At 69.3% G+C, this 24,486-nt stretch carries 25 protein-coding genes; 11 read left to right on the top strand and 14 right to left on the bottom strand.

The window, feature by feature from the left end:
• Positions 1-8 precede the first annotated feature (8 nt).
• The 3 genes from ABN273_RS21400 to ABN273_RS21390 all read right to left on the bottom strand — a co-directional run bounded on the left by ABN273_RS21400 (position 9) and on the right by ABN273_RS21390 (position 2,580).
• Positions 9-842 carry an SRPBCC domain-containing protein gene (locus ABN273_RS21400; RefSeq protein WP_349450710.1) on the bottom strand — a complete coding sequence of 278 codons (834 nt, stop codon included), beginning with the start codon at positions 840-842 and terminating at the stop codon, positions 9-11.
• A gap of 18 nt (positions 843-860) precedes the next feature.
• Positions 861-1,433 (bottom strand): helix-turn-helix domain-containing protein, encoded by a 573-nt coding sequence (locus ABN273_RS21395; RefSeq protein WP_349450709.1) that lies wholly within the window; start codon positions 1,431-1,433, stop codon positions 861-863.
• Between the two features lie 124 nt (positions 1,434-1,557).
• Entirely contained in the window at positions 1,558-2,580 is a 1,023-nt protein-coding gene (locus tag ABN273_RS21390) for a GDP-mannose 4,6-dehydratase (RefSeq protein WP_349450708.1), read from the bottom strand.
• 256 nt (positions 2,581-2,836) lie between these two features.
• Between ABN273_RS21390 and ABN273_RS21385 the strand changes: the two genes are divergently transcribed.
• The 4 genes from ABN273_RS21385 to ABN273_RS21370 all read left to right on the top strand — a co-directional run bounded on the left by ABN273_RS21385 (position 2,837) and on the right by ABN273_RS21370 (position 6,991).
• Entirely contained in the window at positions 2,837-4,087 is a 1,251-nt protein-coding gene (locus ABN273_RS21385) for a glycosyltransferase family 4 protein (protein WP_502911095.1), read from the top strand.
• A gap of 3 nt (positions 4,088-4,090) precedes the next feature.
• Positions 4,091-4,801 (top strand): class I SAM-dependent methyltransferase, encoded by a 711-nt coding sequence (locus ABN273_RS21380; RefSeq protein WP_349450706.1) that lies wholly within the window; start codon positions 4,091-4,093, stop codon positions 4,799-4,801.
• Positions 4,798-5,850: a prenyltransferase gene (locus tag ABN273_RS21375; protein ID WP_349450705.1), complete on the top strand. Its 1,053-nt coding sequence runs from the start codon at positions 4,798-4,800 to the stop codon at positions 5,848-5,850. Before ABN273_RS21380 ends, ABN273_RS21375 begins: the two co-directional genes overlap by 4 nt.
• Before the next feature lie 172 nt (positions 5,851-6,022).
• On the top strand, positions 6,023-6,991 hold the full coding sequence (locus ABN273_RS21370) for a DUF1702 family protein (protein WP_349450704.1): 969 nt from the start codon (positions 6,023-6,025) through the stop codon (positions 6,989-6,991).
• A 6-nt stretch (positions 6,992-6,997) separates the two neighbouring features.
• Here ABN273_RS21370 and ABN273_RS21365 read toward each other — a convergent pair whose 3' ends face one another.
• A complete protein-coding gene (locus ABN273_RS21365) occupies positions 6,998-7,627 on the bottom strand; it encodes a class I SAM-dependent methyltransferase (protein WP_349450926.1) in 630 nt (209 codons plus the stop codon).
• An 85-nt stretch (positions 7,628-7,712) separates the two neighbouring features.
• On the opposite strand from ABN273_RS21365, the gene ABN273_RS21360 reads away from it, so the two are divergent.
• The 5 genes from ABN273_RS21360 to ABN273_RS21340 all read left to right on the top strand — a co-directional run bounded on the left by ABN273_RS21360 (position 7,713) and on the right by ABN273_RS21340 (position 11,866).
• Positions 7,713-8,165, top strand: a complete 453-nt coding sequence (locus ABN273_RS21360; protein WP_349450703.1) for a pyridoxamine 5'-phosphate oxidase family protein — start codon at positions 7,713-7,715, stop codon at positions 8,163-8,165.
• Positions 8,162-8,353: a ferredoxin gene (locus ABN273_RS21355; protein WP_349450702.1), complete on the top strand. Its 192-nt coding sequence runs from the start codon at positions 8,162-8,164 to the stop codon at positions 8,351-8,353. The genes ABN273_RS21360 and ABN273_RS21355 overlap by 4 nt, the downstream gene beginning before the upstream one ends.
• Before the next feature lie 30 nt (positions 8,354-8,383).
• Positions 8,384-9,472, top strand: coding sequence for a Zn-dependent alcohol dehydrogenase (locus ABN273_RS21350; RefSeq protein WP_349450701.1), 1,089 nt, complete (start codon positions 8,384-8,386; stop codon positions 9,470-9,472).
• A gap of 306 nt (positions 9,473-9,778) precedes the next feature.
• Complete coding sequence (locus ABN273_RS21345; RefSeq protein ID WP_349450700.1) at positions 9,779-11,044, top strand: serine/threonine-protein kinase; 1,266 nt, start codon at positions 9,779-9,781, stop codon at positions 11,042-11,044.
• Positions 11,045-11,194: 150 nt separating this feature from the next.
• Positions 11,195-11,866: a hypothetical protein gene (locus ABN273_RS21340; protein WP_349450699.1), complete on the top strand. Its 672-nt coding sequence runs from the start codon at positions 11,195-11,197 to the stop codon at positions 11,864-11,866.
• 55 nt (positions 11,867-11,921) lie between these two features.
• On the opposite strand, the gene ABN273_RS21335 is transcribed toward ABN273_RS21340, so the two are convergent.
• The 8 genes from ABN273_RS21335 to ABN273_RS21300 all read right to left on the bottom strand — a co-directional run bounded on the left by ABN273_RS21335 (position 11,922) and on the right by ABN273_RS21300 (position 20,948).
• On the bottom strand, positions 11,922-12,923 hold the full coding sequence (locus ABN273_RS21335) for a sugar phosphate isomerase/epimerase family protein (RefSeq protein WP_349450698.1): 1,002 nt from the start codon (positions 12,921-12,923) through the stop codon (positions 11,922-11,924).
• 3 nt (positions 12,924-12,926) lie between these two features.
• Complete coding sequence (locus ABN273_RS21330; RefSeq protein WP_349450697.1) at positions 12,927-14,078, bottom strand: Gfo/Idh/MocA family protein; 1,152 nt, start codon at positions 14,076-14,078, stop codon at positions 12,927-12,929.
• Between the two features lie 11 nt (positions 14,079-14,089).
• Positions 14,090-15,136 carry an ABC transporter substrate-binding protein gene (locus ABN273_RS21325; protein ID WP_349450696.1) on the bottom strand — a complete coding sequence of 349 codons (1,047 nt, stop codon included), beginning with the start codon at positions 15,134-15,136 and terminating at the stop codon, positions 14,090-14,092.
• Positions 15,133-16,143: an ABC transporter permease gene (locus tag ABN273_RS21320; RefSeq protein ID WP_349450695.1), complete on the bottom strand. Its 1,011-nt coding sequence runs from the start codon at positions 16,141-16,143 to the stop codon at positions 15,133-15,135. Before ABN273_RS21320 ends, ABN273_RS21325 begins: the two co-directional genes overlap by 4 nt.
• A complete protein-coding gene (locus ABN273_RS21315; RefSeq protein WP_349450694.1) occupies positions 16,143-17,627 on the bottom strand; it encodes a sugar ABC transporter ATP-binding protein in 1,485 nt (494 codons plus the stop codon). The genes ABN273_RS21320 and ABN273_RS21315 overlap by 1 nt, the downstream gene beginning before the upstream one ends.
• Before the next feature lie 13 nt (positions 17,628-17,640).
• Complete coding sequence (locus tag ABN273_RS21310; RefSeq protein ID WP_349450693.1) at positions 17,641-18,798, bottom strand: ROK family transcriptional regulator; 1,158 nt, start codon at positions 18,796-18,798, stop codon at positions 17,641-17,643.
• A 167-nt stretch (positions 18,799-18,965) separates the two neighbouring features.
• Entirely contained in the window at positions 18,966-19,838 is an 873-nt protein-coding gene (locus ABN273_RS21305) for an SDR family oxidoreductase (protein WP_349450692.1), read from the bottom strand.
• A gap of 51 nt (positions 19,839-19,889) precedes the next feature.
• The gene (locus ABN273_RS21300) at positions 19,890-20,948 is read right to left on the bottom strand and encodes an MBL fold metallo-hydrolase (protein ID WP_349450691.1); all 1,059 of its coding nucleotides are present in this window, start codon (positions 20,946-20,948) and stop codon (positions 19,890-19,892) included.
• Between the two features lie 45 nt (positions 20,949-20,993).
• Here ABN273_RS21300 and ABN273_RS21295 point away from each other — a divergent pair, with 45 nt between their 5' ends.
• On the top strand, positions 20,994-21,839 hold the full coding sequence (locus tag ABN273_RS21295) for a glutathione S-transferase family protein (protein WP_349450690.1): 846 nt from the start codon (positions 20,994-20,996) through the stop codon (positions 21,837-21,839).
• Here the strand turns inward: ABN273_RS21295 and ABN273_RS21290 are convergent.
• Together ABN273_RS21290 and ABN273_RS21285 are read right to left on the bottom strand one after the other, a co-directional pair.
• Positions 21,787-23,070 (bottom strand): MFS transporter, encoded by a 1,284-nt coding sequence (locus ABN273_RS21290; protein ID WP_349450689.1) that lies wholly within the window; start codon positions 23,068-23,070, stop codon positions 21,787-21,789. The genes ABN273_RS21295 and ABN273_RS21290 overlap by 53 nt on opposite strands.
• A complete protein-coding gene (locus ABN273_RS21285) occupies positions 23,067-23,633 on the bottom strand; it encodes a helix-turn-helix domain-containing protein (RefSeq protein ID WP_349450688.1) in 567 nt (188 codons plus the stop codon). Before ABN273_RS21285 ends, ABN273_RS21290 begins: the two co-directional genes overlap by 4 nt.
• A 74-nt stretch (positions 23,634-23,707) precedes the next feature.
• Between ABN273_RS21285 and ABN273_RS21280 the strand changes: the two genes are divergently transcribed.
• A complete protein-coding gene (locus ABN273_RS21280; RefSeq protein WP_349450687.1) occupies positions 23,708-24,352 on the top strand; it encodes a B3/B4 domain-containing protein in 645 nt (214 codons plus the stop codon).
• The last annotated feature ends 134 nt before the right edge of the window (positions 24,353-24,486 follow it).

Below are 24,486 nucleotides of genomic sequence, written 5' to 3'. Positions count from 1 at the left end.
AAAGGCGCTCAGTCCATGAAGATCGGCTGCCAGTCGGCTACCTCGTGGTAGCGCCGCAGCTCCGCGACACCCGACAGGAACCCGCCCCACGCCGCGTACGGCGGCCGCTCCGCGTCGAACCCGCTCTGCACCAGCGTCAGCCGGGTCTTCCCCTCGGACCCCTCCAGCTCCCACGTCCCGACTCCGGCGCCGCCCCAGTCCACGGAGAACTTACGACCGGGCTCCAGCTCGAGCACCTTGGCCGGGCTCGGGTCGTTCGCCAGGCCGCCCATCGCGAAGCGGCCGCCCACGTACGGCTCGATCTCGATGGGGTATCCGAACCACCGCGTCACCACCTCCGAGTCGATCAGGGAGTCGAACACCTGCGACGGCGAGGCGTCGATCGTGACCTCGGCACGCAGGTCGGCGGAGGTGTAGTCGGCCTTGGGCGTGAGCTCACGCCCCTCGAAGTGCTCGGCCAGGTTGGCGAGGGCCTGGGCCCAGTACGTCTGCAGCACCCCCCGGATGCTCTTGCCGGTGATGACGTCCTGGAAGTCGAAGTGGGTCTGCGACAGCGACACGACGGTCGTGTCGCCGTCCTCCTCCAGCCGGAACTCGGTGGTGGTCTCCTCGCCGTCCAGTAACCACGCGAACCGCACCGTACGCTCGTCGGCGTGCAGCAGCCGCTGGTGCGGCGCGTCCCCCTCAGGGGTGGTACGCCCCCAGAACCCGAACCGGCCGGGCAGCTCCACCTCGGCGTGCTCGGCGAGCCAGATCCGCAGCGTGGCCGGGTCGGTGAGCGCCTGGCGCACCTCCTTGAGGGGCGCCTGAACGCGGGCACGGACAATCATGGGCTCGGTCATGGTCACTTGCTCCTCTGACTACTCTGACGACTCTGACGACTTCGGTGGCGCTTTGGGATAGCAGGCCACGGCGAGCTTGAACGCGTCCCCTTCAGCCCCGCCATACCGCGTGAACAGGTCCTGCAGCATCGCCTGGAGATCGTTCAGGAACTCATGGCGTTTCTCGGGCCGCACGTGGATCTCCCCGGACAGCCCGACCGACGGCAGCTCGGGCGCGTTCCTGTCGAGTGCCGCGACGTCCGCCTGGACCTCCTCCATGAGGTCCAGCAGATAGCCGAGGCTCAGCTCGTCGCGCGCCTTGCGCAGCCCGATCCGGCCCACCAGCCGGGGTGACAGCCAGTACGAGCGCGCGCCGGCCTGGTAGATGCCCTCGTGGATCCCGCGCACCTTGCGCTCCGACACCAGGTCCACGAGGCCCGCCTCGACCAGCCGCTTGACGTGGTAGTAGACCCGCTGCGGCGTCTGGCCGAGCCGTTCGGCGACCTCTGAGCAGGTGCGCGGCTCGGCCAGCTGCCGCAGCACCTCCACGCGCTGCGGCTTGAGCAGTGCCTCGGCCTGCTCGATCTGTTCCAGGTACAGGACGTCTCTCATCGCAAAAACAATCCTTTACGTAAAAAACTAGTTTGTCAATGGGCCATGGACAACGAGTGCGTGGCGCATGAGTGATTCACCGCTGGGCGACGACGTGCCGGTCAGCGAGGAGCGCGCGTGGAGATCACGGCCAGGAGTCGTCGTCGGGATCGGCGCCGTCGGACAGCAGCCGCAGATCGGACTCGACCATCATCGCGACCAGCTCGTCGAACGACACACTGGGCTCCCATCCCAGCTGCGCCCGCGCCTTCTTCGGGTCCGCGCACAACAGGTCCACCTCGGCCGGACGGTGCAGAGTCTGGTCCGTCACCACGTACCGCTCCCAGTCCAGCCCCGCGGCCGCGAACGCCGCCTCCACCAGCTCCCTGACCGACTTCATCCGCCCCGTCCCGATCACGTAGTCCTCGGGATTGGCCGCCTGCAGCATCAGGTGCATGGCCTTCACATAGTCGCCGGCGAACCCCCAGTCCCGGCGCGCCTCCAGGTTCCCCAGCCGCAGCTCCGTGGCCAGTCCCAGCTTGATCCGCGCCACCCCCAGCGACACCTTCCTGGTGACGAACTCGGCCCCCCGGCGCGGCGACTCGTGGTTGAACAGGATCCCGGACACGGCGAACATCCCGTACGACTCTCGGTAGTTCTGCGTGAGGAAGTGCCCGTACGCCTTGGCCACCCCGTACGGCGAGCGTGGATGGAAGGCGGTGCGCTCGGTCTGCGGCGTCTCGCTGACCTGGCCGAACATCTCGGAGGACGAAGCCTGATAAAAGCGGATCTGTCCGGATGCGCTCGAGCCACCCCGCGACACCCCCGAGCACACCCGGATCGCCTCCAGCATGCGCAACACGCCCATCCCGGTCACCTCGGCCGTGAGCTCCGCCTGCTCCCACGACATCGGCACGAACGAGATCGCCCCCAGGTTGTACACCTCGTCCGGCTGAACCCGTTCCACCGCCGAGATCAGGGACCCCTGGTCCAGCAGGTCTCCCCGCACCACCTGCACGTCGGAGAGCAGCTTGCGCATCCGGGAGACACGCGGGTTCGCCTGGCCCCGGGCCAGCCCCCAAACCTCATAGCCCTGCTCGAGCAGGTGCTCCGCCAAGTAGGAACCGTCCTGGCCGGTGATGCCGGTAATCAGAGCGCGCCTGGCCAAGGGTTCCTCCAACTATCGCCTACCGCATCCCTTTGGGACGGGAATGTACAGGTAAGCGCGCCGACAGAGCATCAGGACACCTAGAACCTGTTCCACCGAACCACGCTCGGTTACAGTAACGTCGCAGTTCGCACGGCGTGTGACAGCTAATGTGAACAATTCCAGGCGACCTACCGAATGGTAGCCTTCTCGGACTAAGGTCATCTTCACGGTACACGCCCGCCTCTGGGCAAAACCGGCGGAGAAAGGGGTGTCCGTGCAGGAGGAAAACGGCAAGCTGCGGATCGCGCTGCTGTCGTACCGCAGCAAGCCCACCTGCGGGGGCCAGGGCGTCTATCTCCGCCACGTCAGCCGCGAGCTGGTCGCGCTCGGCCACCACGTCGAGGTGTTCTCCGGACAGCCCTATCCCGAGCTGGACGAGGGCGTCATCCTGCGCGAGGTGCCCAGCCTCGACCTCTACCGCGACGAGGACCCCTTCAGAACCCCCAAGCTGCACGAATACCGCGACTGGATCGACTGGCTAGAAGTCGGGACGATGTGGACGGCCGGGTTCCCCGAGCCGCTGACGTTCACGCTGCGGGCCTACCGCGAGCTGAAGAAGCGGGTCGGCGACTTCGACGTCGTCCAGGACAACCAGACCCTCGGCTACGGCCTGCTGGGCATCCAGCGGATGTTCCCCGTGGTCGGCACCATCCACCACCCGATCAGCGTCGACCGGCGCATCGAGCTCGAGGCCGCCACGGGCGGGAAGCGGCTGAGCCTGCGCCGCTGGTACGGGTTCGTGAAGATGCAGGCCCGCGTCGCGCCCCGGCTGAGCCCGATCCTCACCGTCAGCGAGTCGTCGCTGGCCGACATCCACCGCGACTTCAACGTCCCTCAGGCGAACATGCGCCTGATCCCCCTCGGCGTCGACACCCGCTACTTCCACCCGCGCCCCGACAAGCCCAGGCGCAAGGGCTCGATCGTGGCGGTGGCCAGCGCGGACTCGCCCATGAAGGGCGTCTCGACGCTGCTGCGGGCGGTCGCGAAGCTCGCCACCGAGCGCGACGTGCACCTCACCGTCGTCAGCCGCCCCACCCCCGGCGGCCCGACCGAGCAGCTCGTCCAGGAGCTGTCGCTGGAGGAGCGGGTACGTTTCGTGCACGGCATCTCCGACGAGGAGCTGGGCGAGCTGATCGCCACCTCGGAGATCTCGGTCGTCCCCTCGCTCTATGAAGGCTTCTCGCTGCCCGCCGTCGAGCACATGGCCTGCGGCACGCCCCTGGTGGCCAGCCGTACGGGGGCGCTGCCCGAGGTCGTGGGCGATGCGGCCATCCAGGTGGCCCCGGGCGACCCCGAGGAGCTGGCCACGGTGCTGCGCCGCCTGCACGACTCCCCCGAGGAGCGCGAACGGGTGGGCAAGGCCGGATACGACCGCGTCATGGAGCGCTACACCTGGCACGTCGTGGCCAAGAGAACCGTCGAGGCGTACCGCGAGGCCATCGCGAATCACAAGAGGAGAGGCTGACCAGTGCTGACCGTGGACTTCGCCCGGCTTCCCGTCGGCCCCGGCGTGCGCGTGCTCGACCTGGGCTGCGGCGGCGGCAGGCACGCCTTCGAGGTGCTGCGCCGGGGGGCGGACGTGATCGCGTTCGACATGGACCAGTCCGAGCTGGACGGCGTGGCGGCCATGTTCGCGGCGATGGACAAAGAGGGCGAGGTGCCCTCGGGCGCGAGTGGTCAGATCGTCCAGGGCACGGCGCTGGACATGCCGTTCGAGGACGGCAGCTTCGACCGGGTCATCGCGGCCGAGGTGCTGGAGCACATCCCTGACGACATGACGGCCATGCGCGAGATCTTCCGGGTGCTCAAGCCGGGCGGCACGGCGGCCGTGACCGTGCCGAGCTTCCTGCCCGAGCGCATCTGCTGGGCGCTGGACGAGGCCTACCACACGGCCCCCGGCGGACATGTCCGGATCTACACGCTGGCCGAGCTGTCGGCGAAGCTGAAGGCCACCGGGTTCGAGATCGGCCCGCACCACCACGCGCACGGCCTGCACGCGCCGTACTGGTGGATCAAGTGCGCCGTCGGCGTCGGCAACGACGACCACCCGCTCGCCAAGGCGTACCACGAGCTGCTGGTCTGGGACATCATGAAGCGCCCCGCGGCGACCAGGATCGCCGAAGCCGTGCTCAACCCGATCATCGGCAAGAGCGTGGTCCTCTACGTCAGGAAGCCATGATCTCCCCCGCGGAGGTCGTGCGGACGGCCGCGAGCATCGCGGTGATACAGCAGGGCGACGGCGGCGTGCCGTGGCCGGAGGGGCACGTCGACGCGTGGAACCACGTCGAGTGCCTGATGGCCATGTCCGTCGCGGGCCTCGAGGAGCCCGTACGGCGCGGCTACGCGTGGCTGGCCCGCCACCAGCGCCCCGACGGCTCCTGGCCGATGAAACTGGTCGACGGCCTGCCCACGGAGCTGGGCGGTGAGACCAACCACGCCGCCTACGTCGCCGCCGGCCTCTGGCACCACCACCTCGTCACCGGCGACCAGGCGTTCACCGAGGAGCACTGGCCCATGGTCAAGGCCGCGCTCGACTACGTGGCGGGGCTGCAGAGCGAGCGGGGCGAGATCGTCTGGGAGCGCGACGCCCACGGCAGGGCCTCGACGTACGCGCTGCTCACCGGCTGCTCGTCCATCCATCAGGGGCTGCGCTGCGGCGTGCTGCTCGCGGAGCACCTGCAGGACCCGCAGCCGCACTGGGAGCTGGCCGCAGACCGGCTGGCCCACGTGCTGGCGGCCCATCCCGAGGCGTTCACCGACAAGAGCCGCTTCTCGATGGACTGGTACTACCCGGTGCTCGGGGGCGCGGTGCGCGGGCAGCAGGCGTTCGAGCTGCTGGAACGGGAGTGGGCGACGTTCGTGGTGCCCGGGCTCGGGATCAGGTGCGTCTCCGACCAGCCGTGGGTGACGGGGGCGGAGACGTGCGAGCTGGTGCTGGCGCTCGACGCGCTGGGGGACCGGGAGCGGGCGGTCACGTTGTTCGGGGACGTGCAGCATCTGCGGCACGAGGACGGCTCGTACTGGACGGGGTGGCAGTTCGCGAACCGCAAGCACTTCCCCCACGAGCGATCCGGGTACACGGCCGCCGCGGCCGTCCTGGCGGCGGACGCGCTGCTGGAGCTGACGCCGGGCTCGGGGCTGTTCCGGGACATCGCGGGAACGTCGGTGTCCGACCCGGAGACCTGCGGGTGCGCCGGCGCCGGGCTCGTACGCCTCGAGGACCTCTGACCCAGCCTGATCCATCGGGCCTGATCCATCGGGCACAAGCGCTTTTGCGGGTTCTTTGCCCCCGAAATCCGGTGCGCCGCCGATGATCGGCGCAATGGGCTTACTAGCTTCTGAGTGACTCGTACGAGGCGTCTTCGGGGGAAGCGTGGGCGACGCGGGCACAACAATGTTCTTGGACCAGGTCAGGACCGAGCCGACATTGTCCATCGCGACGGGGCTGCGGAGGTTCCTGGCCAAGGATCCGCTGGAGTCCGATCTGAGCCGGCGACGGTTCCGGCTCAGAGCGGGATCCTCCCGGACGGCATTCACCAACGCCGAAAGATCGTACGTCTTCGGCTTCAACGCGGTGATGTCCCGGGAAGTTGACAAGATTGAGGACATCGCGGCTGAGCAGCGGCCCTTCGGCTACGAAGGGGCTGCGGCCGCCTGCACCGTACTCGACCTGCTCACGCTGACACGGGGCCGGCGCCTGCACGAGCTGCTCACCGGGCCCGCCCAGCATCACCGCCACGCCGCCTACCTCGGAACCGGTCGCGCGTACGCCCTGCTGTGGCTGCGGCCCGTACGAGGCGCGCGGCGGGCCCATCCGCTGCTGCGGTGGCTGGCGGTGGACGGGTTCGGCTTCCAGTGGAGCATGACCAGGGCCGATCGCATGGTGGGCGAGCGCACGATGCCCGACCTGCTCACCAGGGCGCACTGTGCGGTGTTCGACCAGGGGCTGGGCCGGCTGCTCTGGTACCACGACTGCGCCTCGCCCGACGACGTCGCCGCCAGGGTCGGCGGGTACCCGCCGGGGCGGCGGGCCGACCTGTGGAGCGGGGTCGGGTTCGCGGCCACGTACACCGGCGGGGCCGAGTCCGACGAGCTGTGGTGGCTGGCCGAGCACGCCGGGGCCGACGGGTTCCGCGCCCATCTGGCGCAGGGGTGCGCGTTCGCCGTGGCCGCCAGGCTGCGGTCGGGGACGCTGCCGGACCACACGTCGCAGGCCGTGCCGATCCTGGCGGGGGCCGACCCGGAGGAGGCCGCCTCGTGGACGGACAAGGCGCTCATCGCCCTCGGGCACGAGGCGCAAACCCACGAGGACTTCCTGCACTGGCAGTCCCGGACCCGCCGTTCCTGGACCCGCCGCCACCGTCACTGAGCGGGATCACATGCCCGGGCCGACGCGTTCCAGCACGCGCAGCGAGCCCTCCGCCGACACCTCCCTGAACGCCCCGGACCGCAGCGCCCGCTGATAGATCCGGTACGGTGCCTGCCCCCCATCGGCGGGATCGGGATAGACGTCGTGGAAGACAACAGCTCCACCCGCTACGACGTGCGGCGCCCACCCCTCGTAGTCCCGGGTCACCGGCTCCTCGGAGTGTCCCCCGTCGATGAACAGCATGCCCAGGGACGTGTTCCAGAGCGCGGCCACCTGCTCCGACCGGCCCACGACGGCGATCACCTCGTCCTCGAGCCCGGCCGCCGCGATCGTCGCCCTGAACGTCGGCAACGAGTCCATCTTCCCGAACCGGGGATCCACCAGCGTCGGATCGTGATGGGCCCACCCGGGCTGGATCTCCTCCGAGCCCCGGTGATGGTCCACGGTGACGACCACGGACCCGACCTGCCTGGCCGCCGCGCCGAGGTAGATGGCCGACTTGCCGCAGTAGGTGCCGATCTCGCAGATCGGCCCGAGCCTGCCGTACTGGCGGGCCGCCTCGAACAGCGCCAGCCCCTCGTTGCGTGGCATGAATCCCTTGGCGTGCTTGGCTGCGTGGAGCAGCTCTGACGGCATCGACATAGGGATGCACCCTAGCCGAACCGAATAACATTCCAGGAGGCCCTTGCAGGGCACTTCTGAAACCTGTTCTACTTGCACCGTGAATCAGCGCGCTCGCATCGCGATGTCGGACGACGACGTCACCGCGTTCCTGGAGGGCTCACGCAAGCTGCAGCTGGCCACCATCAATCCGGACGGCATGCCGCACCTGGTGACCATGTTCTACGGGCTCGACGGGGGACGCATCGCCTTCTGGACCTACGCGAAATCCCAGAAGGCCCGCAACCTGGCGCGCGACCCCCGGGTGAGCTGCCTGGTCGAGACCGGTGACGATTACGGCGAGCTGCGCGGCGTCCTGGTGTACGGGAAGGCCGAGTGGCTGGACGGCCGCGACCGCGTCATGGACGTCGGCATGATGGTCGCCCGCCGGATGACGCCGGGCGTCCCGGACGAACTGCTGCGCCCGTACGTGGAGAAGACCGGGCAAAAGCGGATTGCGTACGTCGTCGAGCACACCAAAGTGGTCTCATGGGATCACAGGAGGCTCACATGAAAGTCAAGTTGGACGAGCTGGTCTGCGAGGCCAACGCCGTCTGCATGGGGCTCGCGCCCGAGGTGTTCGAGGTGGACGACGACGACCAGCTCCACATCCTGCTGCCGGAACCACCCCCGGAGATGCAGGACCGCGTCCGCCACGCGGTCAGGTCCTGCCCCAAAGCCGCTCTGTCCCTCGAGGAATAGCCCTACGCCTGAGTTCGAGGAGGAACCCCCATGCGCGCCGCGATCCTGCACGCCGTAGGCACCGACAAGCTGGACATCCGCGACGACGTCACCCTGGCCCCCGTCGGGCCGGCGGACGTACGCGTACGGATCAAGGCGACGGGCGTCTGCCACTCGGACCTGTCGGCCATGACCGGCATCCTGCCGCAGCCCGTGCCCCTGGTGCTCGGGCACGAGGGCGCGGGCGAGGTGGTCGAGGTCGGCGAGCACGTCACCTCACTCAAGCCGGGCGACCACGTGGTCATCAACTGGCGGCCGGGCTGCCAGGAGTGCGACCTGTGCCTGGGCGGCCAGCCGTACCTGTGCATCAAGTACGTGGTCGAGGCGTTCAGCAAGGGCAACTTCCGGTTCGGGGGCGACGGGGCGACGGCGTTCGGGATGGCCGGGTGCGGCACCTGGGCGGAGGAGATCGTCGTGCCGTGGCAGGGCGCGATCAAGATCGACGATGACGTGTCCTGGGAAGCGGCGGCCCTGATCGGCTGCGGCATCACGACCGGCGTGGGCGCCGCGATCAACACCGCCAAGGTACGCCCGGGCTCGACTGTCGCGGTGATCGGCTGCGGCGGCGTCGGCCTGTCGGTCATCCAGGGCGCCCGCGTCTCCGGCGCCAGGACGATCCTCGCGGTCGACCCGCTGGAGTCCAAGCACGAGCTGGCCAAGAAGGTGGGCGCGACACACGCGGTCACCCCGGAGCAGGTCCCGGACGCCATCAACGAGCTCACCGCCGGCGCGGGCTTCGACTACGGCTTCGAGGTGGTCGGCAAGTCGGCCACGATCCAGAGCGCCTGGCAGATCACCCGGCAGGGCGGCGACGTCATCGTGGTCGGGGCGGGCGCGGTGGACGACATGGTGTCGATCTCTGCGTTCAGCCTGCTGTTCGAGGGCAAGAACCTGCTGTCCAGCCTGTACGGGGAGGCGGACGTACGCCATGCCTTCCCCTACTTCGCCAAGCTCCACAAGGCCGGCAAGCTGGACCTGGAGTCGATGATCAGCTCCCGCATCCGCCTGGCGGACCTGAACGACGCGGTGGAGGCGTTGCGGGGCGGCGAGGTCCTCCGCCAGATCGTCCTCATGGACTGACCAACCACGGCGAGGGAAAAGGGGGGCGGAGCTTCAGCACGCCCCCCTTGTCGTGTCCTCCCTCTGGACAACAGCGGCAGACAGATGATCCAATTCCTGGCTACTGTTACTCTCGTGGCCATCCGGCCTACCGCGCGTGACGATGGTGTGCAAGATCTGGGGTGGTTCGCCCCGGCATGAGACATCCCCTCACGAGCCACCAGGGAGGCGGAGGAAGTGGGGCTGGACGGAGATGCGGGCAACCGGGGCAGCCAGGACGGTCGGGAGAGCAAAGAGCACGAGCAAATACTTGGCGGACGGTTCCGGGTGGAACCTGGGGAGAGCATCCCTGAGGGCCGAGGCGAGGTGCTGTACGCCTACGACGAGGAGCTGGGCCGCCCTGTTGTGCTCAAGCGCACTCATTCAGGCGAGGCCCGGGCTTTAGCCAGGCTCGTCCACCGGCACATCGTCACCGTCTACGACGTCCTGACCGTGAATGAGGGTCCTTGGGCCGGCACGTGGCTGGTCATGGAGCATGTGCCGAACGGCAGCCTGTCGGACAAGAGATTCTCCCACCGGGAAGCGGCCCGGATCGGCGCGCAGATCGCCGACGCGCTCACAGCACTGCACCGCAAGGGGCTGGTCCACTGTGACGTGAAGCCCGCCAACATCGTCATGGACGCCGACGGGGCGGCGAAGCTCACCGACTTCGATGCCGCGCGGCGGCTCGGCGGCGCGGAGACGATCTCTCCCGACCGCCCGATCTCCTACACGCCCGACTACGCCGCAGCCGAGATCGTCCGTGGCAACCCGGGTACGGCCTCCGACGTGTTCTCCCTTGGCGCCACCGTCTATGCCCTGGTCGCCGGGGGCCCGCCACGCCCCTGGGCGCGCGGCGACGGGCCAACCGAGGAAGCACACGACGGCGATCCGGACGACCACCGGCAAGTCGTGGGGTGGGGGGCGCACCACGGTCTCATCGAGATGGCCGCCGATATCGGGCCGCTGCGCCCGGTGCTGACGGCGATGCTCCAGACCGAGCCGGACAACCGGCCCACTGCCGCCGAAGCCCGCGTCGCGCTGCGCGACATCGCCGACCCACCCTCGCCGTGGCGTAAGGCCCGCGATGCCGCCAGGCGCCGATGGCCGGCGCTCGCCTCGGGTGCGGCCGCCTTGGCGCTGGCCACGGCCGTGATCGTCGGGATCGCCGACCGTGATGATCCGCCCGCCGTTCCCGCTACTGCCTCGTCGCACGCGCCTTCCGGCTCGGCCGGTGAGAAGGTGGTGACGGGTCCGCGGATCGTCGCGTCCAAGGGCCCGTCGACGACCTTTGGCAGTTGCCGGAAGAACTGCGCCTTCATCGAGTTCCGTGCCACCGGCCTCAAGCCGGGCACGAAATATCGTTTCAGGCCGTACACCAGCAATTGGGGGGCATTCAACCCTGGGGCGGGCTTGACCACCGACGAGAACGGCGAGCAGCACTCAGACGGGAAGTTCCCGTGCAGCGCGGTCGGCCAGAAGGTGTGGATCGTCGCCGAAGGGCCGGACGGGGAACGAGTCGTGTCGAACAAGTTCGTCTGGGCGCCTGGATGACGCGGTAGACGGCGTGCATGCGTTTCGGAAGATCACGCAGTCAAAGATGCACAGTTCCGGAGCACATGCTCTGTTATTATCGTAGCGATGCCTCGCGCTCTGTTCCGCCGCCGTCCGCGCCGAACTGATGGACAAGGATCCGACATCACAGTGATCGCCGTAAGAAGATCAGCGGCCCTGGTCGCGCTCGCGCTGACCGCCGCCTGCTCGGCGCAGGCCGGCAATCGGCAGGCCGACGACAGGGTGCTGCGCGACCCCTCGAAGTGGCCGCTCGCCGGGCTGTCCACGGCCACGGCGACCAAGGACGAGCTGCCGACGGACGCCGAACGGGCGCTGGCGCGGGTCAGGGTCGGTGGTCACGACCTCGTCGCGTGGATCCACACCCGGGGCGTGTGCGGGCTCAGCGAACAGGGCGACAGTGACGGCGGCTGGTCGTTGTCCACGCGGCTTGACGAACCCGGCACCACGACCACGCCTGAGGAGGGCTTCGCGGGCCCGGCCGAGCCCGCTGTCGTGAGCGGGTACGGAGAGAGCGAGGTGATCTTGTTCTGTACGCCCACCCGCATGTTGGTCAAGGTCAAGACCAAGAGCACCAAGGTCAAGCTGGACGGGCACGCCGCCGCGCAGGTGTCCGGTGACGGCGTGTCGGTGGTCGTCGGCACGCCCGCAGCCCGCAAGGAGTCGCTACCTCAGGCGACGGTGGAGGCGTTGCAGGCCGGCGAGGTCCTCCGCCAGATCGTCCTCGCGGGCAACTGGCGAGCGGAGCGAGCGGGGTTTTGGGGATCGAAAGGGGGCGGAGCTCCCTTGGGAGGCGCTGTCTGAAACCCTGAAGGCGCGCAGCGCCCCCCTCTGTGGAAGGCCTTGCTGTTGGCGGCCCCTACGTCGTGGAGAAGGCGGCGTCGAAGGCGGTGGCCGGCGGGGTGATGGAATTGAGCTTGCGGATGTACGCCAGGGCCTCCCTGGCCCCATCGAGCCGGTCCATCCCCGCGTCCTCCCACTCGATCGAGATCGGCCCTTCGTACCCGATCGAGTTGAGGGCACGGAAACAGTCCTCCCACGGCACGTCGCCCCGCCCCGTGGAGACGAAGTCCCAGCCGCGCCGCATGTCCGCCCACGGCAGGTGCGAGGACAGGCGGCCCTTTCGGCCGTCGCCGACGCGCATGCGCGTGTCCTTGCAGTCCACGTGGTAGATCCGGTCCTTGAAGTCCAGGATGAACCCCACCGGGTCCAGGTCCTGCCAGACCATGTGCGACGGGTCCCAGTTCAGGCCGAAGGCGGGGCGGTGGCCGATCGCCTCCAGTGTCCGCTGGGTGGTGTAGTAGTCGTACGCGATCTCGCTCGGATGGACCTCGTGGGCGAAGCGCACCCCGACCTCGTCGAAGACGTCGAGGATGGGGTTCCAGCGGTCCGCGAAGTCCTGGTAGCCGGCCTCCACCATCGAAGCGGGCACCGGCGGGAACATGGCCACCGTGTGCCAGATCGACGACCCGGTGAAGCCCACCACCGTGTCCACGCCCAGCAGCGAGGCCGCTCGGGCGGTGTTCTTCATGTCCTCGGCCGCGGCTTGGCGGACCGACTCGGGGTCGCCGGAGCCCCAGATGCGGGCGGGCAGGATGGCCTTGTGGCGCTCGTCGATGAGGTCGCAGACGGCCTGCCCGACGAGGTGGTTGGAGATGGTCCAGACCTTGAGCCCGTGCTTGTCGAGCTGGGCGCGCTTCTGCTCCACGTACGACGGGTCCGCCACGGCCTGGGCCACGTCGAAGTGGTCGCCCGAGCAGGCGATCTCCAGGCCGTCGTAACCCCACTCGGCGGCCAGCCTGCACACCTCCTCGAACGGCAGGTCGGCCCACTGCCCCGTGAACAGGGTGACAGGTCGCATGAGTCAGTCCTCCACGTTCGTGTAGCGGCTGCCCTCAGCCGCGCTCTGCTCGACCGCCTCCAGCACCCGCTGCACCCGCAGCCCGTCCGCGAACGACGGCGACGGGTCGGCTCCGGTGGCGATCGCCTCCAGGAAGTCCTTGATCTCGTGGGTGAAGGTGTGCTCGTAGCCGAGCCCGTGCCCGGGCGGCCACCAGGCGCCCACGTACGGATGGTCGGGTTCGGTGACGAGGATCCGCTCGAAACCGCCGCCTCCGGAGCTGAACCAGAGCTCGTTCATGGCCTCGAAGTCGAACGCCAGGCTGCCGAGCGAGCCGTTGATCTCGATGCGCATCGCGTTCTTGCGGCCGAAGGCGAAGCGGGTTGCCTCGAACGAGGCCAGCCCCCCGCCCGACAACCGGCCGATGAACAGGGCGGCGTCGTCCACGGTGACCTGACCCATCGAGTCCGCCCGCGAAGCGCCCAGGCCCGCGGACTCCGCAGCGAGCGGCCGTTCCTTGATGAACGTCTCCGTCAGCGCCGAGACGCCCACCAGCGTCTGCCCGGTGATGAACTGCGCCGCGTCCACGATGTGCGCGCCGATGTCGCCCAGCGCGCCGGACCCCGCCTTGTCCTTCTGCAGCCGCCAGACCAGCGGGAACTCGGGGTCGACGATCCAGTCCTGCAGGTACGCGGCCCGCACGTGCCTGATCTCGCCGATCCGGCCCTCTTCGACGAACCGGCGGGCGAGCGCGACCGCGGGCACCCGCCGGTAGTTGAACGCCACCATGCTCTTGCCCGGCGCGGCGGCCGCCGCCCGGACCATGGCCTCGGCCTCCTCGACGGTGTTGGCCAGCGGCTTCTCGCAGAGCACGTGCTTGCCTGCCTGCAGCGCGGCGATGGCGATCTCGGCGTGCGTGTCGCCGGGCGTGCAGATGTCGACGATCTGCACGTCGTCACGCTTGATCAGCTCTCTCCAGTCCGTCTCGACGCCGGCCCAGCCGAGCTGCGCCGCGGCGGCCTGTGTGCGCTCCTTCGACCGGCCGGAGATCGCCGCCATGTGCGGCGTCAGCGGAAGGTCGAAGAAGGCTCCCACGCTCCGCCAGGCCTGGGAGTGAACGCGGCCCATGAAGGCATAGCCGATCATGCCCACGCCGATGGTGGTCTTGTCTGACATGCAACCCCCGATCAGGATTCGAAGCCGAGCGCCAGGTACTTCTCGACGTTCTCCTTGGTGATGGTCTCGGATGCGAGCGTGATTGACTGCGGAACCTGGTTCTCCACCAGATCACTCATGCCCTTCCCCTGTGCTATCAGACGCGCCAGCTTGATCGCAGAGGAGGCCATCGTGGGGCTGTAGGTGACCGTGGCCTTAAGAACGGAGGTGCCCGACTGGATCTCTTTCATCGCGTTCAGCGAACCGGCGCCGCCGACCATGATGAACTCGTTCCGGTTCGCCTCCTTGATGGCGGCGAGCACGCCGACGCCCTGGTCGTCGTCGTGGTTCCAGAGCGCGTCGATCTTCTTGTGCGCCTGGAGCAGCGACGTGGCCACCTGGTTGCCGGTCTCGACCGTGAACTTGGCGTCCTGCTTGGCCGTCACGCTGAACCCGTACGTCTTCAGCGCGTCGGCGAACCCCTTGCTGCGGTCCTGCGTCAACGGCAGCGTGGCGATGCCCTGGATCTCGACGATGACCGGGTTGGCCACGCCCTTGTCCTTGAGCTGCTTGCCGATGAAGTGCCCGGCCGCGACGCCCATGCCGTAGTTGTCGCCGCCGATCCAGGTCCGGTACGCCAGCTTGTCGGGGAAGACGCGGTCGAGGTTGATGACCGGGATCCCCGCCTGGGTCGCCTGCAGCGCGACCTGGTTCAGCTGCTGGCCGTCGTTGGGCAGGATGACCAGCGCGTTCACCTTGGCGGCGATGAGCGACTCGACCGCCGAGATCTGCTGGTTGATGTCGTTGGTGGGTTCGACGGGCTTGAAGTCGACGTCGGAGTACTGCTTCGCGGCGCTCTCGGCGTTCTTGGCGATGGCCGCGATCCAGCCGTGGTCGGCGGCGGGCGCCGAGAAGCCGATCGTGACCTTCTGGCCGGGCTGGTCGTTGCCGCTCGCGGCGGGGGCGGGAGCGGGGGCCGCGCTGGAGGGCGCCGCCGCGGGCTCGTTGCTGGTGCAGCCCGCCGCTAAGAGTACGGCTCCGCCGACGAGGAATCCCCTGCGCGCGACGTTCTCACTCATGGTGCTCTCTCCTTCAGGTTCCGCCGCTGGAGAAGGACGGCGACGACGATGATCAGGCCCTTGGCGATGAGCTGGTCGCTGGTGTTGAGCCCGTTGAGAATGAACAGGTTCGTGATGAGCGTGAAGATCAGCAGGCCCAGGATCGAGCCCACGATCGTGCCCCGGCCCCCGGTGAGCAGCGTGCCGCCGATGATCACGGCGGCGATGGCGTCGAGCTCGTACAGGTCCCCGTGGGTGGACGAGCCCGCCGTCGTACGCGCCATGATCAGGATGGCGGCGATGCCGCAGCACAGCCCCGACAGGGCGTAGAGCAGCATCGTGTGCCAGCGCACGTCGATCCCGGCGAGCCTGGCCGCCTCGGGGTTGCCCCCGACCGCGTACGTGCGCCGCCCGAACGTCGTGCGGTTGAGCACGATCCACCCGAGCACCACGACCAGGGCGAAGATGTAGACCAGCAGCGGGATGCCGAGCACGCGCGTGGTGGACAGGTCCACGATGGCGGCGTTGCCGGTCTGGATGAGCTGCGTCTTGCGGTCGGACATGCGCTGCGCCAGCCCGCGGGCGGCGACGAGCATGGCCAGCGTGGCGATGAACGGCACCAGCCGCCCGTAGGCGATGAGCAGGCCGTTGACCAGCCCCGCTCCCGTGCCGACCAGGATGGCGCAGATCGCCATCACCACCGGCCCGTACCACTGGGTGGCGAGCGTCGTCGCCCAGACCGAGGCCAGCGCCATGACCGCGCCCACCGACAGGTCGATGCCGCCGCCGATGATCACGAACGTGGCCCCGACCGTGATCACGCCGATCGTGGCGGCCAGGGAGAGGATGCTGACCAGGTTGGAGGTGGTGGCGAAGTTCTCGGGCCTGGTGACCAGGCCGACGACGACCAGCAGCGCCAGGGCCGCCAGCAGCCCGAGATGCCGCATCTCCCCGAGGCCGCCGAAGCCGCGCGACGGCGGGGGCGCGGCCACTCCGGGCAGCGGCCGCTCCGTTGTGGGCTCGCTCATCACGCCGCCCTCCCATTCATGATCATGTCGAGTACGCGGTGTTCGTCCAGCTCCGCCGCATCGCCCTCGTGGATGACCGTGCCCTCGCGTAACACCAGCACCCGGTCGGCGAGGCCGAGCACCTCGGGCACCTCGCTGGAGACCAGCAGCACGCCGATGCCCTGCTCGGCGAGGTCGCGGATCACCGCGTACAGCTCGGCCCTGGCGCCCACGTCCACGCCCCGGGTCGGCTCGTCGAGCAGGAGCAGCTTGCGGCCGCCGAGCAGCCAGCGGGCGAGCACGGCCTTCTGCTGGTTGCCGCCTGAGAGCGTTCTGATCGGGCGTTCCGGGTCGGGTGGCCGGATGTCCAGCATTTCGGACAGGCGCTTGGCCTCGTCCCGCTCGCGTTTGCGGTCGATCCAGCCGAACCTGGCGAACCCCGGCAGGCTGCCGAGCGTGATGTTGGCGGTGACGCTCTGGTCGAGGAGCAGGGCCTGGGCCTTGCGCTCCTCCGGGGCTAGGCCCATGCCGCGCTTGACCGTGCCGACGACACTGCGGCGAACGGGCTGCCCGGCGAGCAGGACGCGCCCGGAGGAGGGGCGGGCGCCGTACACGGCCTCGAGGATCTCCGAGCGCCCTGAGCCCACGAGCCCGGCCAGCCCGACGATCTCGCCGGCCCGCACGGAGAACGAGACGCCGGAGAAGACGCCCGGCGAGGACAGGCTCTCGGCCCTGAGCACCTCCTCCCCCGGCGAGCGCTCGGCCCTGGGCGGGAAGACGTACTCGACGTTCCTGCCCGTCATGAGGGAGACGATCTCCGCGGTCGGGGTGTCGCGGGCGGACAGGCCGACCGCGACCGTGCGGCCGTCCTTGAGCACGGTGACCCGGTCGCCGATCTCGCGGATCTCCTCCAGGCGGTGGGAGATGTAGACGACGGCCACGCCCTGGTCGGTGAGCGCGCGGATGATGCGGAAGAGGTTCGCGACCTCGTCGTGGGCGAGGGCGGCGGACGGCTCGTCCATGATGATCAGGCGGGCGTCGTGCGAGAGCGCCCGCGCCATGGACACGACCTGCTTGGCCGCCGGCGACAGCCGCCCCACCTCGGCCGACGGGCGGATCTCCGGGTGGCCCAGCCGCTCGAGCACCTCGCGGGCCGCGCGCCTGGCGGCCGGCCTGTTCACGAAGCCGAAGCGGGCGTGCTCGTGGCCGAGGAAGATGTTCTCGGCCACGCTGAGCCCGTCCACCAGGTCGAGCTCCTGGTAGATGGTGGCGAAGCCGAGCCTGATGGCGTCTATGGGGCTGCTCGGGCGCACTTCCTTCTCGTTGAACGAGATCGTGCCCTCGTCCGGCTGGTGGACGCCGGCCAGCACCTTGATCAGCGTGGACTTGCCTGCGCCGTTCTGGCCGAGCAGGCAGTGCACCTCGCCCGCCCGTACGTCCAGGTCGACCCCGTCCAGCGCGCGCACGCCGGGAAACTGCTTGACGATGCCCTTCATGACCAGCATCGGGAGGTCCCTTTCAGGCGTTGACGATGCGGTTGATGTTGTCCGGTGAGAGGTAGTGCTCGATGGCGAGGATCCCCGCCCCGAGCGCGGCCGCGTTGATGCCCGTACGGCTCGGTTTGATGGACAGGTGGTGCGTGGCCAGCGGGAGCGACCTGCGGTAGACCGTCTCCCTGATGCCGGCCAGCAGGTGTTCGTGCACCCGCGACAGCGCGCCGCCGATGACGATGACCTCGGGGTTGAAGAAGTTGACCAGGCTGGCCAGCACCTCGCCGATGAGCCGGCCGGCCTCCCTGACCAGCCGCAGCGCCTGGGTGTTGCCCGCCTGTACGAGCGCCACGACGTCGCCTCCCGACTCGGCCGGGAGGCCCAGCTCGGTCAGCCGCCGCGCGATGGCGGCCCCGCCGGCCACCGCCTCCAGGCAGGCGCTGTTGCCGCACCGGCAGCCCGCGTCCTCGTGGCCGCTGACCCGGATGTGGCCGATGTCGCCGGCCGAGCCCTGTGCGCCCCTGTGCAGCTTGCCCTCGGCCATGATGCCGCAGCCGATGCCGGTGCCGACCTTGACGAACAGCAGGTGGTTGGTGTTCGGGAACGAGTGGCGGTGCTCGCCCAGCGCCATCACGTTGACGTCGTTGTCGACCAGCACCGACACACCGCCGAAATACTCGGGGATGGGGTAGTCGTTCCAGCCCGGCATGATCGGCGGATTGTTCGGCCGCCCCGTGGCGAACTCCACCGGCCCCGGCACCCCGATCCCCATCGCGCGCAGCGCCGAGCGCGGCCGCCCCACCTCGCCGAGCAGCCGGTCGATCCGCTGGTCCACGTGGGCGAGCACGTTGTCCGGCCCTTCGCCGATCAGCAGCGCGTCCTCGCACTCGGTCAGCACGTTGCCTGAGATGTCCATCAGCGCGACCCGGCAGTGGGTGGCGCCCAGGTCGACGCCCGCGAAGGCGTGATCCTCGGTCTGCAGGCGCAGCTGGCGCGGCGGCCGGCCGCCGGTGGACTCGCCGCTCTCGGTCTCCTCGACCAGGCCACGCTCGATCAGCGCGTCAACGCGCTGGGAGATCGTGGACCTGGCCAGGCCGGTGAGCCTCGCGAGGTCGGAACGGGTGGTGGCCGAGCCGGCACTGATCAGCGTCAGCACGTCCCCGGCGGATCCCAGCTGGGGGGTCATGTGGCGACAATAAGATCACCTATGCGGCAAATCAAGAGTGAGGATCGACCAAACTCCCCTAACTTCCGCCGAAGATCGAACAAAGACTGATTTGTCAGACTCTTCGGGAAACAGAAGTCCCCGACGCCGCCGGGCCTCCGCGCGCCGGCGTCGGGGACTTTTGAGAGTCAGAGCATCGCCTTCATCGAGTCGGCGGCCGTGAGGACGTAGGGCTGTTCGGCCATGACGGCCTCCCAGTTGCCCGCGACGGCCTCGGGCGTGAGGTCGTCGGTCTTCCAGCCGGGCCCCTCGGCCACGAACACCCGGGCCACCCGGCCGCCGCCGACGCTGAACACCTCGCCGCTCGCCTCGCACGTATCGTGCACGAGGTACGCCACCAGCGCGCTCACCCGCTCGGGCGTGAACTTGGCCTCGAACTCGGCCGGCAGCAGCGACTCCGTCATCCGGGTCCAGGCGATGGGCGCGATCGCGTTGGCCTTGATGCCGTTGCGGGCGCCCTCGATGGCGAGCGTCTTGGTCAAGCCGACGAGGCCCATCTTGGCGGTGGAGTAGTTGGCCTGGCCGAAGTTGCCGAACAGGCCGGCCGGGCTGGAGGTGTTGACGATGCGGCCGTAGCCGGCCGCCTTCATCAGCGGGTAGGCGGCCTGGCTGACCAGGTACGAGCCGCGTACGTGCACGGCGAGCACGCCGTCGAAGTCCTCGACCGTCATCTTCCCGAACGACTTGTCCCGCAGGATGCCCGCGTTGTTGACGACGATGTCCACCTTGCCGAACGCGTCGACGGCGGCCTGCACGATGGCCCTCGCGCCCTCCGGCGTGGCGACGTTGTCGGCGTTGGCGACGGCCTGACCGCCGTTCTTGGTGATGAGCTCGACCACGTCGGCGGCGGGCCCGGCGGAGGCGCCAGTGCCGTCGAGCGCACCGCCGAGGTCGTTGACGACCACCTTGGCGCCCCGCTCGGCCAGCAGGAGCGCGTGCGACCTGCCGAGACCGTGCCCGGCCCCCGTGATGATCGCGACCCTGTCATCGAACCGAAGCATCGAACCTCCCAAGCAGGAGAACAACATTCTGTTACAAGCACGATAACCGGCTCACGGCAGGCGCCACAGGTCCGGCTCGCCGGGCTCCCTGCGTACCCGGCCCCTGGCCGCCAGCCACACCAGATGGGCCAGCGTCTCGTTGTTGGCCGAGCGCCGCATGAACGACGGGATCGTCTCCCACGGCCGCGACCACGTCAGGCGGGTGGCCGCGTCCCAGCACGTGACGCCGTCAAGGGAACCAACGACCTGCTCGATCTCCGCCAGCCGCGCGTCGTGGTGCGCCATCACGTGGTCCACCCGCTCGGCCAGCTCCAGGAACCGGTACTCGTGCGCCGGCAGCACCTCGTCCACGTCGAGCTTGCGCACGGCGGCCAGCGAGTCGAGGTAGTCGGCCAGCGGATTCGGCCTCGACTGGGGATGGACGGAGACGATGGGCGTGATCTTCGCCAGCACGTGGTCGCCGGAGAGCAGCAGCCTGCGCGAGGGCGAGACGAAGCACAGGTGACCCGGCGAGTGGCCGGGCGTCCAGACGGCCCGCAGGTCCCAGCCGGGCAGGCCGAGCTCGTCGCCGTCCTCGACCAGGCGGTCGGGCCTGGCCATCGAGACCACATGCCTGATCATCATGGACGCGCCCGCCAGCTCGTCCAGCGTCAGCGGCGGCACGCCGCAGCGGGCCAGCAGCGCGCGTTCCCGTTCGACGAGGGAGTCGATGACCTCGTCGTCGTAGCGCTCCCGGATCAGGCGCGCGTCGGCCGGATGCAGGGCGATCCAGGCGCCCGACGTCTCGCGGACGCGCCCGGCCAGGCCGTAGTGGTCGGGGTGGATGTGGGTGACGAGCACGCCCTTGACGTCAGTGATCGCGTATCCGGCCACGCCGAGGCCGGCGACGAGCGCGTCGTACGCCTCGTCGGTGTTCCACCCGGCGTCGACGATCGCCACCCCGTCGGGCAGCTCGAGGGCGTAGACCAGCACGTACCTCAAGGGGTTGACGGGAATCGGGACCGGGATCGACCACAGCCCTGGACGTACTCGCTCGACCTCGGGAACCGCCCCGCCCACCCACGCCTCCCGCTGCGCCTGGCTGGCGGGGGTAACCACAAATTTCACCACAATCCCGAATATAGTTCTGTATCAGAACCATGTTCTACTAGGGGTATGAAGCTGAGCGGCGAGACCTCCCGTAATGGCCGCTTCAACCGGCAGCCGAACCGTTTCACCGACCGCCTCGACTCTCCCGAGCCGGGCCGCTACCGCCTCTACGCCTCCTATGCCTGCCCGTGGGCGCAGCGCGTGCTGATCGTCAGGAAACTGCTGGGCCTGGAGGACCTGCTCGACGTCACGATCGTCGACCCCATCCGCGACGAGAAGGGCTGGCGGATCCCGGGCGGCGACCCCGAGTACCTGTCGGAGCTCTACCACGCGAGCGACCCCGGCTACACAGGCCGCTACACCGTTCCCTGCGTCTGGGACACCGAGGACAAGCGGATCGTCACCAACGACTTCCCGCAGATCACGCTCGATCTGGAAATGTCCTGGGGCACCTCTCCCAACCTCTATCCGGAACGCCTGCGCCCCGACATCGACATCATGAACGACCGCCTCTACCACGGGCTCAACAACGCGGTCTACGAGGCGGGCTTCGCCCGTGGCCAGCAGGCGTACGAGGAGGCGGTGGCGCGGGTCTTCACCACGCTCGACTTCCTCGAGGTGCGCCTGACCGAGTCGGAGTACCTCTTCGACACGCTCACCGACAGCGACGTGCGCCTCTACACGACGCTGGCGAGGTTCGACGCGGTCTACTACGCGCACTTCAAGTGCTCGGTCCGGCGGCTGGTCGACTATCCGGCGCTGTGGGCGTACGCGCGCAGGCTGTACGCGATCCCGGCCTTCGGCGAAACCACCGACTTCGACCACATCAAGCGGCACTACTACATCACCCAGACCAACATCAACCCGACAGGGATCGTGCCTGTGGGCCCGGAGATCGACTGGAGCCTGTAGGGGCGGGCATCCGCACGAACAGCAGGGCCGAGACCAGCATCACCGGAGCGGCGGCGGCCCAGGCGACGGCCGGGCCCGCCTGGGTGGCCAGGGCGCCCAGCGTGAGGTTGGCCACGACGCCGCCGGACTGCAGCGACAGCGAGCTGGTCGAGGTGACGGTGGTGCGCTCGGCGGCGCTGACCGCGTTGTGGGTCATCTCCAGGCAGAGCAGGCCCGTCACGGAGAGCCCCACGAACAGCGTCACGTACGCCAACCCGGCGCTCACCAGCCCGGCCGTGCCGCCCAGCCCCGACGAGGCGGCCAGCGACCCCACGGACAGCGCCGCCAGCACCGACCCGGCCATCGCGCCCCTGGCCGAGCCGCCGGCCAGCCGCGCCGCGCGGGGCGCGAGGGCGCTGCCCGCCGCGCTGCTCGCGAACCCGAGCGCCGCGACCACGGCGTAGGCCAGGCTGCCGCGCTCGGCCGTGCCCGCCAGCTCGGCCAGCCGCCCCGGGGTGAGCAGCTCGATGCTCATCAGCACCACGCCCGAGCTCGCCGCCGCCGCCATCAGGCGGCGCAGCACCGGGCCTCCCGCCGCCAGCCGGACGCCCGACACGACCGTGGCGGGCACCTCGCGCAGCACGCTCGCCAGCGACCTGCGCGCGTGTGGCGGCTCGGGCATCGCGAACACCACCACGACCAGCAGCACGGCCGCCGCCATCGCGCCCAGCAGGGGCGGCGCGGCCAGCGGGAACATCAGCGAGGGCGGCACCAGCAGCGGGACGGCCCCGCCCGTCAGCACGCCCAGGCACAGCGCCACCGACTCCATCGCGCCGCCCCTCGCCAGGCCCGGCTTGAGATCGGCGTCGCGGCCCTCGATGCCGTGGAGCGTGTCGACGTACCAGGAGGTGGCGGGGCCGCTGGACAGCGCCCTGGCGACACCCTTGAACACGCCGCTCACCAGGAACATCCAGAACGTCGTGGACACGCTGATCAGCGCGAGCGCCGCCACGGTGCACGCGGCGGAGGCGGCCAGCACCATCCGCCGGCCGATGACGTCGGCCAGACCGCCCGTGGGCAGCTCCAGGCTCACGGTGACGACCGAGAACACCGTCACCGCCAATCCCACCTCGGCCAGGCTGAGCCCGCGCGCGGTCATCAGCAGCACCATGGTGGCCACCATGAGCCCCAGGGGCAGCCAGGTCAGGAAACTGACGAGCATGTAGCGGCGTAACGCCGAGCGTGCGGTCATCGGTTCTCCCGGGGTGATCGGGGGACGGCGCCGTGCCAGGCACTGACCTGCCTGGCCTCAGGGTCACCGGCGTACTTGGCGGCGAGGTCGTGCAGCAGCTCCTCGGCCTTCCGGTTAAACTCGCGCAGCGCGGCGGGCGGCAGCGAGACGATGTGGTCGCTCATCCCCGCCGTGTCGACCCAGTCGCGGGACCACTCGGCGACGTCGAACTCCTCCATCACCCGCCGGACCATCTCGGCCTGCCGCAGGTGCATGATCCTGACCGCCTCGCGCCCCTCGGCGGTGGCGGACATCTCGACGGCGTCCCACGAGGTGTAGTTGTGGCGGGCCCGCCAGCGGCGCTCGCGCCCGTCGCGCCGCTCGGGGTCCTCCTCGATGAAGCCGTACTTGAACAGCTCGCGCAGGTGATAGCTGGTCGAGCCGGAGCTCTCGCCGACCTTGCGCCCGAGCTCGCTCGCCGTCGCGGGGCCGTCGGTGCGCAGCAGGCCCAGGAGGCGCACCCGCAGCGGGTGGGCGACCGCCTTGAGTACCTGCGGATCACTGATCTTGTATTGCTCCTCCATACGGCTCACGATAGACCGCAAAGATAATTTTGCAAAGGGAATTTTGCGACTTTCGGCGCTCCTAGACTGTGGGAATGCTTGACGACATCTGGGTGGACGACTCCGTCTTCGCACTGCGGCCCGACTTCGCGGTGCTGATCGTGACCGCGCACGGCCTGCACAACGGGCCCACGGACGACCGGTCCCGGGCGTGGCTGGCGGCGGCCTCTGAGCTGGAGGTGCAGTCGGACAAGATCGACGCCTGGAAGGACGCGTACCGTGCGTTCGGCGCCAAGCCGCAGCGGACCCGGCCCTCGGTCGACGCCCTCACCCGCAGGATGCCGCCGCCGGAGATCAACCAGGTCGTGGACGCGTACAACTCGATCAGCGTGAAGCACGCGCTGCCGATCGGCGGCGAGGACCTCGACCACTACGCCGGCCCGGCCCGGCTGGTCAGGGCGACCGGCGACGAGGCGTCCGAGGAGGCGCTCGGCACGCCCGAGCCAGGCGAGGTGATCTGGCGCGACGACGTCGGCGTCACCTGCCGCAGGTGGAACTGGCGCCAGGTGGTGCGCACCCGGCTCACCGAGGAGACGACGAACGCGATCTTCCTGCTCGAACGCCTCGAGCCGATGTCGCTGGAGGAGCTCAAGCAGGCGGGCGAGGAGCTGGCCGACCTGCTGTCCGAGTTGTCCCCTCAGGTGCGGATTGCAAGCAGGTTGCTGTCCAGCGGGAAATAAACGTCGCGTAGCGGTGTTGATACCAAAGAGTAATAATTGCGGCACCACCTGGACTGACTAGGGGGGCGTGACGTCTTTGCTCTCTCCTGAGAGGATCGTGCGAGGCGTCACAGCCTCTTCGGCGCACGCCGCCG

Origin of the sequence: Nonomuraea sp. B19D2 (assembly GCF_040137845.1) — a bacterium.
GTDB lineage: Bacteria > Actinomycetota > Actinomycetes > Streptosporangiales > Streptosporangiaceae > Nonomuraea.
The sequence above is the reverse complement of the archived record's forward strand: the minus strand, read 5'-3'. Positions and strand labels throughout refer to the sequence as shown.

Bases quoted from the DNA above. Each gene is read 5' to 3' on its own strand.
- ABN273_RS21400 (WP_349450710.1), bottom strand. From the start codon at position 842: ATGACCGAGCCCATGATTGTCCGTGCCCGCGTTCAGGCGCCCCTCAAG.
- ABN273_RS21395 (WP_349450709.1), bottom strand. From the start codon at position 1,433: ATGAGAGACGTCCTGTACCTGGAACAGATCGAGCAGGCCGAGGCACTG.
- ABN273_RS21375 (WP_349450705.1), top strand. From the start codon at position 4,798: ATGATCTCCCCCGCGGAGGTCGTGCGGACGGCCGCGAGCATCGCGGTG.
- ABN273_RS21365 (WP_349450926.1), bottom strand. From the start codon at position 7,627: ATGCCGTCAGAGCTGCTCCACGCAGCCAAGCACGCCAAGGGATTCATG.
- ABN273_RS21355 (WP_349450702.1), top strand. From the start codon at position 8,162: ATGAAAGTCAAGTTGGACGAGCTGGTCTGCGAGGCCAACGCCGTCTGC.
- ABN273_RS21350 (WP_349450701.1), top strand. From the start codon at position 8,384: ATGCGCGCCGCGATCCTGCACGCCGTAGGCACCGACAAGCTGGACATC.
- ABN273_RS21335 (WP_349450698.1), bottom strand. From the start codon at position 12,923: ATGCGACCTGTCACCCTGTTCACGGGGCAGTGGGCCGACCTGCCGTTC.
- ABN273_RS21330 (WP_349450697.1), bottom strand. From the start codon at position 14,078: ATGTCAGACAAGACCACCATCGGCGTGGGCATGATCGGCTATGCCTTC.
- ABN273_RS21325 (WP_349450696.1), bottom strand. From the start codon at position 15,136: ATGAGTGAGAACGTCGCGCGCAGGGGATTCCTCGTCGGCGGAGCCGTA.
- ABN273_RS21320 (WP_349450695.1), bottom strand. From the start codon at position 16,143: ATGAGCGAGCCCACAACGGAGCGGCCGCTGCCCGGAGTGGCCGCGCCC.
- ABN273_RS21315 (WP_349450694.1), bottom strand. From the start codon at position 17,627: ATGCTGGTCATGAAGGGCATCGTCAAGCAGTTTCCCGGCGTGCGCGCG.
- ABN273_RS21310 (WP_349450693.1), bottom strand. From the start codon at position 18,798: ATGACCCCCCAGCTGGGATCCGCCGGGGACGTGCTGACGCTGATCAGT.
- ABN273_RS21305 (WP_349450692.1), bottom strand. From the start codon at position 19,838: ATGCTTCGGTTCGATGACAGGGTCGCGATCATCACGGGGGCCGGGCAC.
- ABN273_RS21295 (WP_349450690.1), top strand. From the start codon at position 20,994: ATGAAGCTGAGCGGCGAGACCTCCCGTAATGGCCGCTTCAACCGGCAG.
- ABN273_RS21290 (WP_349450689.1), bottom strand. From the start codon at position 23,070: ATGACCGCACGCTCGGCGTTACGCCGCTACATGCTCGTCAGTTTCCTG.
- ABN273_RS21285 (WP_349450688.1), bottom strand. From the start codon at position 23,633: ATGGAGGAGCAATACAAGATCAGTGATCCGCAGGTACTCAAGGCGGTC.
- ABN273_RS21280 (WP_349450687.1), top strand. From the start codon at position 23,708: ATGCTTGACGACATCTGGGTGGACGACTCCGTCTTCGCACTGCGGCCC.